The 15,724-nt window shown below is 67.8% G+C and carries 18 protein-coding genes; 9 read left to right on the top strand and 9 right to left on the bottom strand.

The annotated features are described in order from the left end of the window. Positions 1-61: 61 nt before the first annotated feature. The 8 genes from KL788_RS01760 to KL788_RS01725 form a co-directional block, all read right to left on the bottom strand. Positions 62-985: an RluA family pseudouridine synthase gene (locus KL788_RS01760; RefSeq protein ID WP_293167947.1), complete on the bottom strand. Its 924-nt coding sequence runs from the start codon at positions 983-985 to the stop codon at positions 62-64. 34 nt (positions 986-1,019) lie between these two features. Next, positions 1,020-1,817 carry a DivIVA domain-containing protein gene (locus tag KL788_RS01755; RefSeq protein ID WP_293167949.1) on the bottom strand — a complete coding sequence of 266 codons (798 nt, stop codon included), beginning with the start codon at positions 1,815-1,817 and terminating at the stop codon, positions 1,020-1,022. Between the two features lie 123 nt (positions 1,818-1,940). Further along, entirely contained in the window at positions 1,941-2,237 is a 297-nt protein-coding gene (locus KL788_RS01750) for a YggT family protein (RefSeq protein ID WP_293167951.1), read from the bottom strand. A gap of 44 nt (positions 2,238-2,281) precedes the next feature. After that, entirely contained in the window at positions 2,282-2,737 is a 456-nt protein-coding gene (locus KL788_RS01745) for a cell division protein SepF (RefSeq protein WP_293167953.1), read from the bottom strand. A gap of 33 nt (positions 2,738-2,770) precedes the next feature. Next, complete coding sequence (locus tag KL788_RS01740; protein ID WP_293167955.1) at positions 2,771-3,454, bottom strand: YggS family pyridoxal phosphate-dependent enzyme; 684 nt, start codon at positions 3,452-3,454, stop codon at positions 2,771-2,773. Between the two features lie 36 nt (positions 3,455-3,490). Then, complete coding sequence (gene ftsZ / locus KL788_RS01735) at positions 3,491-4,639, bottom strand: cell division protein FtsZ (RefSeq protein WP_293167957.1); 1,149 nt, start codon at positions 4,637-4,639, stop codon at positions 3,491-3,493. A gap of 152 nt (positions 4,640-4,791) precedes the next feature. Beyond that, on the bottom strand, positions 4,792-5,448 hold the full coding sequence (locus tag KL788_RS01730) for an FtsQ-type POTRA domain-containing protein (protein WP_293167544.1): 657 nt from the start codon (positions 5,446-5,448) through the stop codon (positions 4,792-4,794). A 14-nt stretch (positions 5,449-5,462) separates the two neighbouring features. Further along, on the bottom strand, positions 5,463-5,687 hold the full coding sequence (locus tag KL788_RS01725) for a hypothetical protein (RefSeq protein ID WP_293167959.1): 225 nt from the start codon (positions 5,685-5,687) through the stop codon (positions 5,463-5,465). A 147-nt stretch (positions 5,688-5,834) separates the two neighbouring features. On the opposite strand from KL788_RS01725, the gene KL788_RS01720 reads away from it, so the two are divergent. From KL788_RS01720 to dnaE, 9 genes are all read left to right on the top strand, one after another. After that, complete coding sequence (locus KL788_RS01720; RefSeq protein ID WP_293167542.1) at positions 5,835-6,014, top strand: hypothetical protein; 180 nt, start codon at positions 5,835-5,837, stop codon at positions 6,012-6,014. Positions 6,015-6,028: 14 nt separating this feature from the next. Continuing rightward, positions 6,029-6,685 carry an FtsQ-type POTRA domain-containing protein gene (locus KL788_RS01715; protein WP_293167544.1) on the top strand — a complete coding sequence of 219 codons (657 nt, stop codon included), beginning with the start codon at positions 6,029-6,031 and terminating at the stop codon, positions 6,683-6,685. Positions 6,686-6,837: 152 nt separating this feature from the next. Further along, complete coding sequence (gene ftsZ / locus KL788_RS01710; RefSeq protein WP_293167957.1) at positions 6,838-7,986, top strand: cell division protein FtsZ; 1,149 nt, start codon at positions 6,838-6,840, stop codon at positions 7,984-7,986. Positions 7,987-8,022: 36 nt separating this feature from the next. Continuing rightward, a complete protein-coding gene (locus KL788_RS01705) occupies positions 8,023-8,706 on the top strand; it encodes a YggS family pyridoxal phosphate-dependent enzyme (RefSeq protein ID WP_293167955.1) in 684 nt (227 codons plus the stop codon). Positions 8,707-8,739: 33 nt separating this feature from the next. After that, on the top strand, positions 8,740-9,195 hold the full coding sequence (locus KL788_RS01700) for a cell division protein SepF (protein ID WP_293167953.1): 456 nt from the start codon (positions 8,740-8,742) through the stop codon (positions 9,193-9,195). 44 nt (positions 9,196-9,239) lie between these two features. After that, positions 9,240-9,536, top strand: coding sequence for a YggT family protein (locus KL788_RS01695; protein ID WP_293167951.1), 297 nt, complete (start codon positions 9,240-9,242; stop codon positions 9,534-9,536). Between the two features lie 123 nt (positions 9,537-9,659). Beyond that, the gene (locus KL788_RS01690; RefSeq protein WP_293167949.1) at positions 9,660-10,457 is read left to right on the top strand and encodes a DivIVA domain-containing protein; all 798 of its coding nucleotides are present in this window, start codon (positions 9,660-9,662) and stop codon (positions 10,455-10,457) included. Positions 10,458-10,491: 34 nt separating this feature from the next. Further along, positions 10,492-11,415 (top strand): RluA family pseudouridine synthase, encoded by a 924-nt coding sequence (locus KL788_RS01685; RefSeq protein ID WP_293167947.1) that lies wholly within the window; start codon positions 10,492-10,494, stop codon positions 11,413-11,415. A 77-nt stretch (positions 11,416-11,492) separates the two neighbouring features. Beyond that, positions 11,493-15,008 carry a DNA polymerase III subunit alpha gene (gene dnaE, locus KL788_RS01680; RefSeq protein ID WP_293167945.1) on the top strand — a complete coding sequence of 1,172 codons (3,516 nt, stop codon included), beginning with the start codon at positions 11,493-11,495 and terminating at the stop codon, positions 15,006-15,008. 11 nt (positions 15,009-15,019) lie between these two features. Here dnaE and KL788_RS01675 read toward each other — a convergent pair whose 3' ends face one another. Further along, on the bottom strand, positions 15,020-15,526 hold the full coding sequence (locus tag KL788_RS01675) for a flavin reductase family protein (RefSeq protein ID WP_293167943.1): 507 nt from the start codon (positions 15,524-15,526) through the stop codon (positions 15,020-15,022). Positions 15,527-15,724: the final 198 nt, after the last annotated feature.

The following is a 15,724-nucleotide window of genomic DNA, read 5'->3' as shown; positions in this document are numbered from 1 at the left end:
CGATCTGGACCCTCAGTCTAGGTCGTGCGCGCACTCACTCCCGGCCCTCTCGACGGGCGCGTCACCCCTCGCGCAGCACATCGAGAGCGTGCTGCAGGTCGTCGGGGTACGTCGACGAGTACTCGACCCGTTCGCCCGTCGACGGATGCCGAAAACCGAGCCGCATGGCGTGCAGCCACTGGCGCTCGAGGCCGAGCCGCTCACTCAGCACAGGGTCTGCACCGTACATCGCGTCACCCACGCAGGGGTGGCGCTGAGCGGCCATGTGCACGCGGATCTGGTGCGTTCTGCCCGTTTCTAGGTGCACCTCGAGCAACGAGGCCCGGGGGAAGGCCTCGAGCGTGTCGTAGTGCGTGATGGAGGGCTTACCGCCAGCGACGACGGCGAACTTCCAGGCGCTGCCGGGATGCCGGCCGATCGGCGCGTCAATCGTGCCCGAGAGCGGATCGGGATGGCCTTGCACGACGGCGTGGTAGATCTTGTCGACCTCCCGGTCGTGAAACTGCCGCTTGAGCTCGCGATAGGCACGCTCAGACTTCGCCACGACCATGAGCCCGCTCGTGCCCGCATCGAGCCGGTGTACGACGCCCGCTCGCTCGGCCGGGCCCGACGTCGCGATGCCGTAACCTGCCGCGGCGAGGGCGCCGATCACAGTCGGGCCCGTCCACCCCACCGAAGGGTGAGCTGCCACACCCACGGGCTTGTCGACAACGACGAGATCATCGTCATCGTGCACGATGCGCAGATTGTCGACCGGGATGGGCTCGATGCGCGCTTCTCGTCGCGGCTGCCAGGTGACCTCGAGCCAGGCGTCGGCAGCCACACGGTCTGATTTGCCGACGACGCGGCCGTCGAGGGTCACTCCTCCTGCATCTGCGATCTCAGCAGCCTGTGTGCGAGAGAAGCCGAGGAGCGTCGCGAGCGCGACGTCGACACGCTCGCCGGCGCGACCGGGAGGAACGGAAAGGGAGCGCGACTCGGTCACCGTCGCGCTCCCCTGTCCGTTCGAACGGACTGGCTCAGGAGCCGTAGCCCGGGTACTGACTCGGCGGCGGCGATTGCGGTGCCGGGTACGACGGCGCCGAGCCCGGTGCCGGGAACGTCGGAGCGGAGCCCGGGTACGACTGCTCGTAGCTCGGCGACGACTGCGCGGCGACAGGCTGCGATGCGCCAGCCTCCGACGGGGTCGAGCCCGACTGTGTCGATGCCGCCGACGGAACGCTGGCCGGCTGCGCCGTGCCCTCGAGTTCGTTCAGCTGACTCTGAATGTAGGTGCGCAGCTGCTGACGGTACTCGCGCTCGAAGGTGCGCAGCTCGTCGACACTGCGCTGCAGGGTCGCGCGTTGCTGCTCGAGCGCCTGCAGCTGGCCCTGCTGGGCGCTCGCCGCCTCCGCGACGATGCGAGCAGCTTCAGCCTCGCCCTCGGCGATGAGCTGCTCTTTCTTGGCCTGACCCTCGCGCACGTGCTCTTCGTGCAGGCGTCGAGCGAGCTGCAGAAGATTGTTGGTGTCGGCAGAGGCCTCGGCGGCCGGAGGAGCCGCGGGCTCCGGGGCAGGCACGGGTGCGGGAGGCGCGACCATCGGCGCGGCGGCGGGAGCCTGCATGCCGGCGGGAGCACCGCCCCCGCGCTGCAGTTCGGCAATGCGGGCATCGGCAGCGACCAACCGCTGTCGCAGCTCGTCGTTCTCTTGCGTGAGGCGACGGAGCTCGACGACGATCTCGTCGAGGAAGTCGTCGACCTCATCCTGGTCGTAGCCCTCGCGGAACTTGGTCGACTGGAAGCGCTTGTTGACGACATCTTCGGGCGTGAGAGCCATGCGCGTCACCTCGAAACTTTCTGGAGCGGTTGAATAACGATGGGGTAACGCTAGCAACAACTCGTCACATGCGTCACATCCGTGTCAATCAGCGTAGCGCGTGCCGTCTGCACGGCGCACGGGTCATCGTCCGCTGACGAGCGACATCAGGATGAGCAGCACGATCAGCACGATCGTCCAGGCGAGATCGAGCCGGATCGACCCGAGCTGCAGGGGCGGAATCACGCGACGAACCGCCTTGATCGGCGGGTCGGTGATCGTGTAGCTCGACTCGGCGAGCACGACGATCGCGCCCCGCGGACGCCAACCGGGGTTGAGCACCTGCATCCAGTCGAACACGAATCGCGCCCACATCGCGATGAACACGACAAGCAGGGCGAGGTAGATCACGTTGAGGATGATCGAGAAGACGAGCGGCACAGACCTAGTCTCTCAGGTCAGGCTGACAACGAGTGCGGCAGCGGTCAGTCTCGCGCGAGGAATGATGCGTCGACGTCAGGCTCGACCTCGACCGAGTCGCCCGTGGTCGCGACATGCGCGGGTGAGAGCAGGAACACCTTGCTCGTCACGCGCTCGATGCGCCCGTAGAGGCCCTCGGAGAGCCCGCTCGCGAAGTCGACGAGTCGACGGGCGTCGGGCTCGCTCATCTGCGACAGGTTCATGATGACGGGCACGCCCTCGCGGAAGCTCTCGGCGATCACCTGCGCATCTTTGTAGGCCCGCGGGTGCACGGTGAGAATCTCGTTCATCTCCGGCTGTGCGGCGGCACGTGCCGGCGTTGCGCGACGCAGCGGGGTCACGGGGGCGCGCTGCGCGGCGGCGGCGGGCGCCGAAGGCGCCGAAGCGGCGGGGTGCTCGTACTCGACCTCTTCGTCGGCGAGGCCGAGGTACACCATGGTCTTGCGCAGCGGGTTGCTCATGTTCCGTCCTTACCGGTCGTGACAGTCACGAGGTTAGGGCTGCGCGGGTCGTTTTCCCGTGATTGCCGCGCCGATGCGCAGGTGTGTCGCGCCTTCGGCGATGGCCTCGGCGTAGTCGCCCGACATGCCCGCCGAGATCTGCGAGGCGTGCGGCGCCAGTGCGCGCAGCTCGTCGGAGATCGCCCTCAGCCGGCCGAAGGCGGCTCGAGCGGGCTCGTCGAGAGGAGCCACGGCCATCACGCCGAGTAGGCGCAGGGTCGGCACGACGAGCACCGTCTCGGCGAGCCGCAGCACCTCCCCCGGTTCGACACCACCGCGTGCGGAGTCGTCAGTCAGGTTGACCTCGAGGAAGACGTCGATCGGCCGTTCGACCTTGGCGAGCGCGGTCACGAGCGACGAGCGGTCGACAGAGTGGATCACCCGCGCGTACTCGGTGACTGCCCGGGCCTTGTTCGACTGCAGCTGCCCGACGAAGTGCCAGGTGAGCGGAAGAGCTGCCAGGGCGGCAGCCTTCGGCGCAGCATCCTGATGCCGGTTCTCACCGACATCGGTCACCCCCATGGCGGCCAGCTGCTCGATGAGCGACGCGGGATGGAACTTGGTCACGACGACGGTCGTGATCTCGTCGATCGAGCGCCCGGCAGAACGGCACGCCTCGGCGATGCCCTGGGAAACCGTCGCGTACCGATCGGCGAGCTGAGGATCGATCTCGGTCATGACCCGGTCGTCGCACTCAGCGTCGCACTCGGATGCTCACCGCAAGAAGTCGGGAACATCGAGCTCATCGTCGTCATCATCGAGCTCGATCGGATCGATCGGGGCCGTCGCCCCGAGCTCGGCGTCATCAGCCCACGGTCGATCGAGCCGGGCCATCGGGTCAGCCGATGCCGGCGCCGTCGCGGGCTCATCGGATTGCACGTAGGTGGCGCGCTTGTCGCGGTGCACCGTCGTGGGCTCACCGCCGTCGAAGCCGGCCGCGATCACCGTCACCCGCACTTCATCGCCGAGGGTGTCGTCGATGACCGCGCCGAAGATGATGTTGGCCTCGGGGTGCACGGCCTCTTGCACGAGCCGGGCGGCGTCGTTGATCTCGAAGATGCCGAGGTTCGAGCCGCCCTGGATCGACAGCAGCACGCCGTGGGCGCCGTCGATGCTCGCTTCGAGCAGCGGACTCGCGACGGCGAGCTCGGCCGCCTTGATGGCGCGATCGGCGCCGCGAGCCGAGCCGATGCCCATGAGGGCCGAGCCCGCTCCTTGCATGACGCTCTTGACGTCGGCGAAGTCGAGGTTGATGAGGCCCGGGGTCGTGATGAGGTCGGTGATGCCCTGCACGCCGGCGAGCAGCACCTGGTCGGCCGTCGCGAAGGCTTCGAGCATCGAGATGCCGCGATCAGAGATCTCGAGCAGTCGGTCGTTGGGCACGACGATGAGGGTGTCGACCTCGTTCTTCAGCGAGGCCACGCCCGAGTCGGCCTGCGCCTGGCGCCGCTTGCCCTCAAACTCGAATGGCTTGGTGACCACGCCGATCGTGAGTGCGCCGATCGACTTCGCGATGCGCGCGACGACGGGGGCGCCGCCGGTTCCGGTGCCACCTCCCTCACCCGCCGTCACGAATACCATGTCGGCGCCCGCGAGCGCCTCCTCGATCTCTTCGGCGTGGTCCTCCGTCGCGCGACGACCGACCTCGGGGTCGGCACCGGCGCCGAGTCCGCGCGTCAGGTCGCGACCGACGTCGAGCTTGACGTCGGCATCGCTCATGAGCAACGCCTGGGCATCGGTGTTGATCGCGATGAACTCAACCCCGCGCAGCCCGAGCTCGATCATGCGGTTGACGGCGTTGACGCCGCCGCCGCCAATGCCGACGACCTTGATCACGGCGAGGTAGTTCTGGTTCGAGGTCACGTCGGAGCCTTCCGCGGTAAACATTAACCTTCGAGTTGAAGGCTAAAGTTATGCTCAGTATGTACTGCTGAGACGACGGTAGGGCTCACAGCGAGCGGGGCCCCGCAGGCACGCCGCGTGTCGCGCGCACACGGCCGCCGCTCACAGTGCGTTCAGAGCCGCCGCACGACCAGGCTGTCGGGCGCCGAGACGTCGTACTCCCAGGCGACCCCCTGATCGGTCGCGCCGATCGCCGCCGCGAGCACCCGCGCCTTGTACTCCGAGCGCTCCCCGCTCCCCCAGATCACGCGGTGCCCCGCCCCGATCATGCTGAAGCTCACGTCATCGCGGGTGGTCGCCGAGATCACGTCGACGCGTTCGCGCAACTCGCTCGGGAGTGCGAGCAGCACGGCAGCGACACTGCGGAACGGCAGGGCATCCGGATCAGCGGCATCGACGGCGAGCGACGGGATGCCCGCGGGGCGTTCTGGCGACGACTCGACCACCACGCCCGCCGCGTCGACCAGATCCCAGACAGCGCCGCGCGCGACCGCACCGATGGGTTGCCGCTCGACCACCCTCACGACGAGAGTGTGCGGAGGGACGACCTCGGTCGAGTACGACCTGATGAGCGCGAACTGGGCCAGATCGTTGCGAATGCCGCCCTCGTCGAGCAGCGCCAGTGGCGTGCCCCGATGATCGTCGAGGGCCGACTGCACCACATTCGCGTCGAGACGCTCTGTGCCGGCGACCACGATCGTCGTGAGCGCCATGAGCGGAGAGAGGGTCACGAGGGCCACGCCCCCGATGAGTCCGAGCAGCGCGAGCACGACTCCCGCGCCGATCAGGCGGCGCCGTCGACCGCGGCGAGTGAATCGACGACGCTCGGCGCGCTCGGCGGCGCGGCGCTCTCGAGCGGCAGCGCGCGCGGCGGCGCGGGCAGCGCGATCACTCTGGTCGACGTCAGGGTTTCGCTGGTCTGACGCGCGCTGGCGCGGTGCGCGAGCCGTTTCGGCGCGGGCACGCGGCGGTGTCGACTCGGCACCGCTCGACCGAGGCGCTCGATCACCGCGCCACCGGAGCCGTCACGCCGTGAAGCGGCCCGAAGGGCACGATCGCGCGCCGCGCAGGGAGCCCCCGGCACCCGCACCGCGACAGACACGTGCCCCGCGGTCGTCGACGCCTCGGTCGAGCGGTGCCGAGTCGACACCGCCGCGTGCCCGCGCCGAAACGGCTCGCGCACCGCGCCAGCGCGCGTCAGACCAGCGAAACCCTGACGTCGACCAGAGTGATCGCGCTGCCCGCGCCGCCGCGCGCGCTGCCGCTCGAGAGCGCCGCGCCGCCGAGCGCGCCGAGCGTCGTCGATTCACTCGCCGCGGTCGACGGCGCCGCCTGATCGGCGCGGGAGTCGTGCTCGCGCTGCTCGGACTCATCGGGGGCGTGGCCCTCGTGACCCTCTCTCCGCTCATGGCGCTCACGACGATCGTGGTCGCCGGCACAGAGCGTCTCGACGCGAATGTGGTGCAGTCGGCCCTCGACGATCATCGGGGCACGCCACTGGCGCTGCTCGACGAGGGCGGCATTCGCAACGATCTGGCCCAGTTCGCGCTCATCAGGTCGTACTCGACCGAGGTCGTCCCTCCGCACACTCTCGTCGTGAGGGTGGTCGAGCGGCAACCCATCGGTGCGGTCGCGCGCGGCGCTGTCTGGGATCTGGTCGACGCGGCGGGCGTGGTGGTCGAGTCGTCGCCAGAACGCCCCGCGGGCATCCCGTCGCTCGCCGTCGATGCCGCTGATCCGGATGCCCTGCCGTTCCGCAGTGTCGCTGCCGTGCTGCTCGCACTCCCGAGCGAGTTGCGCGAACGCGTCGACGTGATCTCGGCGACCACCCGCGATGACGTGAGCTTCAGCATGATCGGGGCGGGGCACCGCGTGATCTGGGGGAGCGGGGAGCGCTCGGAGTACAAGGCGCGGGTGCTCGCGGCGGCGATCGGCGCGACCGATCAGGGGGTCGCCTGGGAGTACGACGTCTCGGCGCCCGACAGCCTGGTCGTGCGGCGGCTCTGAACGCACTGTGAGCGGCGGCCGTGTGCGCGCGACACGCGGCGTGCCTGCGGGGCCCCGCTCGCTGTGAGCCCTACCGTCGTCTCAGCAGTACATACTGAGCATAACTTTAGCCTTCAACTCGAAGGTTAATGTTTACCGCGGAAGGCTCCGACGTGACCTCGAACCAGAACTACCTCGCCGTGATCAAGGTCGTCGGCATTGGCGGCGGCGGCGTCAACGCCGTCAACCGCATGATCGAGCTCGGGCTGCGCGGGGTTGAGTTCATCGCGATCAACACCGATGCCCAGGCGTTGCTCATGAGCGATGCCGACGTCAAGCTCGACGTCGGTCGCGACCTGACGCGCGGACTCGGCGCCGGTGCCGACCCCGAGGTCGGTCGTCGCGCGACGGAGGACCACGCCGAAGAGATCGAGGAGGCGCTCGCGGGCGCCGACATGGTATTCGTGACGGCGGGTGAGGGAGGTGGCACCGGAACCGGCGGCGCCCCCGTCGTCGCGCGCATCGCGAAGTCGATCGGCGCACTCACGATCGGCGTGGTCACCAAGCCATTCGAGTTTGAGGGCAAGCGGCGCCAGGCGCAGGCCGACTCGGGCGTGGCCTCGCTGAAGAACGAGGTCGACACCCTCATCGTCGTGCCCAACGACCGACTGCTCGAGATCTCTGATCGCGGCATCTCGATGCTCGAAGCCTTCGCGACGGCCGACCAGGTGCTGCTCGCCGGCGTGCAGGGCATCACCGACCTCATCACGACCCCGGGCCTCATCAACCTCGACTTCGCCGACGTCAAGAGCGTCATGCAAGGAGCGGGCTCGGCCCTCATGGGCATCGGCTCGGCTCGCGGCGCCGATCGCGCCATCAAGGCGGCCGAGCTCGCCGTCGCGAGTCCGCTGCTCGAAGCGAGCATCGACGGCGCCCACGGCGTGCTGCTGTCGATCCAGGGCGGCTCGAACCTCGGCATCTTCGAGATCAACGACGCCGCCCGGCTCGTGCAAGAGGCCGTGCACCCCGAGGCCAACATCATCTTCGGCGCGGTCATCGACGACACCCTCGGCGATGAAGTGCGGGTGACGGTGATCGCGGCCGGCTTCGACGGCGGTGAGCCCACGACGGTGCACCGCGACAAGCGCGCCACCTACGTGCAATCCGATGAGCCCGCGACGGCGCCGGCATCGGCTGACCCGATGGCCCGGCTCGATCGACCGTGGGCTGATGACGCCGAGCTCGGGGCGACGGCCCCGATCGATCCGATCGAGCTCGATGATGACGACGATGAGCTCGATGTTCCCGACTTCTTGCGGTGAGCATCCGAGTGCGACGCTGAGTGCGACGACCGGGTCATGACCGAGATCGATCCTCAGCTCGCCGATCGGTACGCGACGGTTTCCCAGGGCATCGCCGAGGCGTGCCGTTCTGCCGGGCGCTCGATCGACGAGATCACGACCGTCGTCGTGACCAAGTTCCATCCCGCGTCGCTCATCGAGCAGCTGGCCGCCATGGGGGTGACCGATGTCGGTGAGAACCGGCATCAGGATGCTGCGCCGAAGGCTGCCGCCCTGGCAGCTCTTCCGCTCACCTGGCACTTCGTCGGGCAGCTGCAGTCGAACAAGGCCCGGGCAGTCACCGAGTACGCGCGGGTGATCCACTCTGTCGACCGCTCGTCGCTCGTGACCGCGCTCGCCAAGGTCGAACGGCCGATCGACGTCTTCCTCGAGGTCAACCTGACTGACGACTCCGCACGCGGTGGTGTCGAACCGGGGGAGGTGCTGCGGCTCGCCGAGACGGTGCTCGTCGTGCCGACCCTGCGCCTACTCGGCGTGATGGCCGTGGCTCCTCTCGACGAGCCCGCTCGAGCCGCCTTCGGCCGGCTGAGGGCGATCTCCGACGAGCTGCGCGCACTGGCGCCGCACGCCTCGCAGATCTCGGCGGGCATGTCGGGCGACTACGCCGAGGCCATCGCCGAAGGCGCGACACACCTGCGCATCGGCGCGGCAATCACGGGAAAACGACCCGCGCAGCCCTAACCTCGTGACTGTCACGACCGGTAAGGACGGAACATGAGCAACCCGCTGCGCAAGACCATGGTGTACCTCGGCCTCGCCGACGAAGAGGTCGAGTACGAGCACCCCGCCGCTTCGGCGCCTTCGGCGCCCGCCGCCGCCGCGCAGCGCGCCCCCGTGACCCCGCTGCGTCGCGCAACGCCGGCACGTGCCGCCGCACAGCCGGAGATGAACGAGATTCTCACCGTGCACCCGCGGGCCTACAAAGATGCGCAGGTGATCGCCGAGAGCTTCCGCGAGGGCGTGCCCGTCATCATGAACCTGTCGCAGATGAGCGAGCCCGACGCCCGTCGACTCGTCGACTTCGCGAGCGGGCTCTCCGAGGGCCTCTACGGGCGCATCGAGCGCGTGACGAGCAAGGTGTTCCTGCTCTCACCCGCGCATGTCGCGACCACGGGCGACTCGGTCGAGGTCGAGCCTGACGTCGACGCATCATTCCTCGCGCGAGACTGACCGCTGCCGCACTCGTTGTCAGCCTGACCTGAGAGACTAGGTCTGTGCCGCTCGTCTTCTCGATCATCCTCAACGTGATCTACCTCGCCCTGCTTGTCGTGTTCATCGCGATGTGGGCGCGATTCGTGTTCGACTGGATGCAGGTGCTCAACCCCGGTTGGCGTCCGCGGGGCGCGATCGTCGTGCTCGCCGAGTCGAGCTACACGATCACCGACCCGCCGATCAAGGCGGTTCGTCGCGTGATTCCGCCCCTGCAGCTCGGGTCGATCCGGCTCGATCTCGCCTGGACGATCGTGCTGATCGTGCTGCTCATCCTGATGTCGCTCGTCAGCGGACGATGACCCGTGCGCCGTGCAGACGGCACGCGCTACGCTGATTGACACGGATGTGACGCATGTGACGAGTTGTTGCTAGCGTTACCCCATCGTTATTCAACCGCTCCAGAAAGTTTCGAGGTGACGCGCATGGCTCTCACGCCCGAAGATGTCGTCAACAAGCGCTTCCAGTCGACCAAGTTCCGCGAGGGCTACGACCAGGATGAGGTCGACGACTTCCTCGACGAGATCGTCGTCGAGCTCCGTCGCCTCACGCAAGAGAACGACGAGCTGCGACAGCGGTTGGTCGCTGCCGATGCCCGCATTGCCGAACTGCAGCGCGGGGGCGGTGCTCCCGCCGGCATGCAGGCTCCCGCCGCCGCGCCGATGGTCGCGCCTCCCGCACCCGTGCCTGCCCCGGAGCCCGCGGCTCCTCCGGCCGCCGAGGCCTCTGCCGACACCAACAATCTTCTGCAGCTCGCTCGACGCCTGCACGAAGAGCACGTGCGCGAGGGTCAGGCCAAGAAAGAGCAGCTCATCGCCGAGGGCGAGGCTGAAGCTGCTCGCATCGTCGCGGAGGCGGCGAGCGCCCAGCAGGGCCAGCTGCAGGCGCTCGAGCAGCAACGCGCGACCCTGCAGCGCAGTGTCGACGAGCTGCGCACCTTCGAGCGCGAGTACCGTCAGCAGCTGCGCACCTACATTCAGAGTCAGCTGAACGAACTCGAGGGCACGGCGCAGCCGGCCAGCGTTCCGTCGGCGGCATCGACACAGTCGGGCTCGACCCCGTCGGAGGCTGGCGCATCGCAGCCTGTCGCCGCGCAGTCGTCGCCGAGCTACGAGCAGTCGTACCCGGGCTCCGCTCCGACGTTCCCGGCACCGGGCTCGGCGCCGTCGTACCCGGCACCGCAATCGCCGCCGCCGAGTCAGTACCCGGGCTACGGCTCCTGAGCCAGTCCGTTCGAACGGACAGGGGAGCGCGACGGTGACCGAGTCGCGCTCCCTTTCCGTTCCTCCCGGTCGCGCCGGCGAGCGTGTCGACGTCGCGCTCGCGACGCTCCTCGGCTTCTCTCGCACACAGGCTGCTGAGATCGCAGATGCAGGAGGAGTGACCCTCGACGGCCGCGTCGTCGGCAAATCAGACCGTGTGGCTGCCGACGCCTGGCTCGAGGTCACCTGGCAGCCGCGACGAGAAGCGCGCATCGAGCCCATCCCGGTCGACAATCTGCGCATCGTGCACGATGACGATGATCTCGTCGTTGTCGACAAGCCCGTGGGTGTGGCAGCTCACCCTTCGGTGGGGTGGACGGGCCCGACTGTGATCGGCGCCCTCGCCGCGGCAGGTTACGGCATCGCGACGTCGGGCCCGGCCGAGCGAGCGGGCGTCGTACACCGGCTCGATGCGGGCACGAGCGGGCTCATGGTCGTGGCGAAGTCTGAGCGTGCCTATCGCGAGCTCAAGCGGCAGTTTCACGACCGGGAGGTCGACAAGATCTACCACGCCGTCGTGCAAGGCCATCCCGATCCGCTCTCGGGCACGATTGACGCGCCGATCGGCCGGCATCCCGGCAGCGCCTGGAAGTTCGCCGTCGTCGCTGGCGGTAAGCCCTCCATCACGCACTACGACACGCTCGAGGCCTTCCCCCGGGCCTCGTTGCTCGAGGTGCACCTAGAAACGGGCAGAACGCACCAGATCCGCGTGCACATGGCCGCTCAGCGCCACCCCTGCGTGGGTGACGCGATGTACGGTGCAGACCCTGTGCTGAGTGAGCGGCTCGGCCTCGAGCGCCAGTGGCTGCACGCCATGCGGCTCGGTTTTCGGCATCCGTCGACGGGCGAACGGGTCGAGTACTCGTCGACGTACCCCGACGACCTGCAGCACGCTCTCGATGTGCTGCGCGAGGGGTGACGCGCCCGTCGAGAGGGCCGGGAGTGAGTGCGCGCACGACCTAGACTGAGGGTCCAGATCGACCCGTCGGAGGCCCCGTGACCACTCGAGCAGACTCGTTCGTCCACCTCCACGTGCACAGCGAGTACTCGATGCTCGACGGCGCCGCGCGCGTCAAGCCGCTCATCGCCGAAGCGGTCTCGCAGGGCATGCCGGCGATCGCGATCACCGACCACGGCAGCATGTTCGGGGCGTTCGACTTCTGGAAGACGGCGACCGAGTCGGGAATCAAGCCGATCATCGGCATCGAGGCCTACTTGACGCCTGGCACGCATCGCACCGACAAGACGCGCGTGAAGTGGGGGGTCGGCGGCGAGGATGACGTGTCGGGCTCGGGCGCGTACACGCACCTCACAATGCTCGCCGCCTCGACGACGGGCATGCACAATCTGTTCCGCATGTCGTCGCTCGCTTCGATCGAGGGCTACTACTTCAAGCCCCGGATGGATCGCGAGCTGCTGAGCCGGTACAGCAAGGGCGTCATCGCGACGACGGGCTGCGTGAGTGGTGAGGTGCAGACGCGCCTGCGACTCGGCGAGTACGACAAGGCTCGCGAAGCCGCAGCCGAGTTCCGCGACATCTTCGGCGCCGAGAACTACTTCGTCGAGATCATGGACCACGGCCTCGGTATCGAGCGCCGCACCATGACCGAGCTCATTCGGCTCGCGAAAGACTTAGGGCTGCCGCTCGTCGCCACCAACGACCTGCACTATACGCACGCGGCCGACGCGGGCTCGCACGCGGCGTTGCTGTGCGTGCAGTCGGGCAGCACCCTCGACGACCCGAACCGATTCAAGTTCGACACCGACGAGTTCTACCTGAAGACCCCCGCGCAGATGCGCGAGCTGTTCCGCGACTACCCCGAGGCTTGCGACAACACGCTGCTCATCGCTGAGCGCACGGAGGTCGCCTTCGACACGTCGGCGAACTACATGCCCCGGTTCCCGGTTCCCGAAGGCGAGACCGAGAACAGCTGGTTCATTCAGGAGGTCGAGCGGGGGCTGGCGGTGCGGTATCCGGGCGGAGTTCCGGATGCTGTGCGCGCGCGTGCCGAGTACGAGATCGGCGTCATCACGCAGATGGGCTTCTCGGGGTACTTCCTCGTCGTTGCCGACTTCATCAACTGGTCGAAGCACAACGGCATTCGCGTGGGCCCGGGTCGCGGCTCGGGCGCCGGATCGATGGCGGCTTACGCGATGCGCATCACTGACCTCGATCCGCTCGAGCACGGCCTCATCTTCGAGCGGTTCTTGAACCCCGACCGCGTCTCGATGCCCGACTTCGACGTCGACTTCGACGACCGGCGACGCGGCGAGGTGATCCGCTACGTCACCGAAAAGTACGGCGACGAGCGCGTCGCCCAGATCGTCACCTACGGCACCATCAAGGCCAAGCAGGCCCTGAAAGACAGCTCCCGCGTGCTCGGCTTCCCGTTCGGAATGGGTGAGAAGCTCACCAAGGTCATGCCGCCCGCGATCATGGGCAAAGACATGCCCCTCGCGGGCATCTTCGACAAGACGCACGACCGCTACAAGGAGGCCGCCGACTTCCGCGCCCTCATCGAGGTCGACGCCGAGGCGCGCACGGTGTTCGATACGGCCTTGGGCCTTGAGAACCTCAAGCGGCAATGGGGCGTGCACGCGGCGGGCGTGATCATGTCAAGCGAGCCGCTCATCGACATCATCCCCATCATGAAGCGCGAGCAAGACGGCCAGATCGTCACGCAGTTCGACTTTCCGGCCTCCGAGGCGCTCGGCCTCGTCAAGATGGACTTCTTAGGGCTGCGCAACCTGACGATCATCGACGACGCGCTCGACAACATCGAGGCGAACCGCGGCGAGCGTCTCGTGCTCGAAGACCTCGCGCTCGATGACACCGCGGCCTACGAGCTCATGGCCCGCGGCGACACGCTCGGGGTGTTCCAGCTCGACGGCGGGCCGATGCGCTCGCTGCTGCGCATGATGAAGCCCGACAACTTCGAAGACATCTCGGCGGTGCTCGCGCTCTACCGGCCGGGGCCGATGGGCGCCGACTCGCACACCAACTACGCGCTGCGCAAGAACGGACGGCAAGACATCGAGCCGATCCACCCCGAACTCGCTGAACCGCTCTCCGAAGTACTCGGCGGCACCTACGGCCTGATCGTGTATCAGGAGCAGGTCATGGAGATCGCGCAGAAGCTCGCGGGCTACACGCTCGCACAGGCCGATCTGCTGCGGCGGGCGATGGGCAAGAAGAAGAAAGAAGAGCTCGACAAGCAGTTCGAGAACTTCGAAGCGGGAATGATCGCGAACGGCTACTCGGCTGCGGCGGTGAAGAAGCTCTGGGAGACCCTGCTGCCGTTCTCCGACTACGCCTTCAACAAGGCCCACTCGGCCGCCTACGGCGTGGTGTCGTACTGGACCGCCTACCTCAAGGCGCATTTCCCGGCCGAGTACATGGCCGCCCTGCTCACGAGCGTGGGTGACTCGAAAGACAAGATGGCGGTCTACCTCAATGAGTGCCGTCGCATGGGCATCACGGTGCTGCCGCCCGACGTCAATGAGTCGATCGAGTACTTCGCCGCCGTCGGCGACGACATCCGTTTCGGCCTCGGCGCTGTGCGCAATGTGGGCCACAACGTCGTCGAGGGCATTCGCGCAGCGCGCGAGCAGAAGGGCCGGTTCACGGGCTTCTTCGACTTCTTGAAGAAGGTGCCGAGCCCGGTCGCCAACAAGCGGGCCATCGAGTCGCTTGTCAAGGCGGGCGCCTTCGACTCGCTGGGGTCGACACGCCGCGCGCTCATGGAGATTCACGAGGGGGCGGTCGAAGCTGCGGTGAAAGAGAAGCGAGCCGAAGAGGTCGGCGATGTGGGTTTCGACTTCGACAGCCTCTTCGATGACGCCGAGCAGAGCGCAGACCACGTGCCCGACCGGCCCGAGTGGGCGAAGAAAGACAAGCTCGCGTTCGAGCGCGAGATGCTCGGGCTCTACGTATCAGACCACCCGCTCGCGGGTCTCGAGCGCTCTCTCGCCCAGCACGCTGGTCTGAGCATCGCCGAGCTGAACGACAACCCGCCGGCCGACGGCGAGCAAGTGACGGTGGCGGGCCTCATCACGAGCGTGCAACACCGCGTGGCCCGAAACTCCGGTAATCCCTACGGCATGATCACGCTCGAAGACTTCGGGGGTGAACTCTCGATCATGTTTCTCGGCAAGACGTACACCGAATTCGGTTCGCGGCTCGTGGCCGACAGCATCGTGGTCGTGCGCGGCCGCGTCAACCACCGCGACGACGGCATCACCCTGCAGGCGATCACGCTGCAGCAGCCCGACTTTGGCGTGAGCGCCGACACGGGGCCGCTCACGCTCACCGTGCGCGAGCAGCGTGCGACCGTGGAGGTCGTGAGCGAGCTCGACACGGTGCTCAGCCGCCACCGCGGTTCGACCGAGGTGCGGCTGCGCCTGCTGCGCGACGATTCGGCTCGCATCTTCGAGTTGCCGCACCGCATCGAGCCCTCGGCGAACTTCTACGGCGAGGTCAAGAGTCTGCTGGGGCCGAGAGCGCTGACCTAGTTGTAGTTCCCCTAGTCGTCGAGCTCGGCGCCGAGGGCCCGAAACGCCCTCTCGTGGTACAGCAGCGGCTCGTCGGGCTCACCCAGCGCACCTTGGTCGATCTGCACCGCGATCATGGCGTTGTCGGCGACCGACGTGCGGGCGACGATCGTGCCGACCATCCACGCGGTGACGTCCTTGAGAATCGGCAAGCCGTGCGGGCCGGGTTCCCAGTGATCGCCGTCGAAGCGGCGCGCATTGTCGCCCGCCATGATCTTCGCGACCGCGAAGTCTTTCTGGCCCAGCATGTGAATCGCGACGCGGTCGGTCTGCTCGATCGCAGGCCACGAGCTCGCGGTGCGCGCCATATTGAAGGTTGCCAGCGGAGGAACCGCGGCCAACGAGGCGAGCGACGTCGCCGTGAAGCCGACGGGTCGTCCGTCGGTAGTCAGGGCCGTGATCACGGCGACTCCGGCAGCGTGGCGTCTGAACGCCTGGGCGAAGGCGTCGAATCCGGTGGCGTCGGGAGCGGTGGTCATCACGGTCTATGCAACCGCATCCACGCTCGGGTATTCCCGAGGCTGGCCGCGATTAGGCTGAGTGCGCCATGATGCGAACACTCGATTTGCGCGGCCGCGTTCTGTCAGCCGCCGACCTGCTCGCCCTCGTCCCTCGCGCGGCGAGCGATGTGGGCTCCGCCGTCGACGCCGTTGACGCCGTGATTCAGGATGTCCGCG

The sequence above is a fragment of the Microcella sp. genome, assembly GCF_019739195.1.
Classification (GTDB): Bacteria; Actinomycetota; Actinomycetes; order Actinomycetales; family Microbacteriaceae; genus Microcella.
Note: the sequence above shows the minus strand (reverse complement) of the source record. Positions and strands in the feature narration are given on the sequence as shown.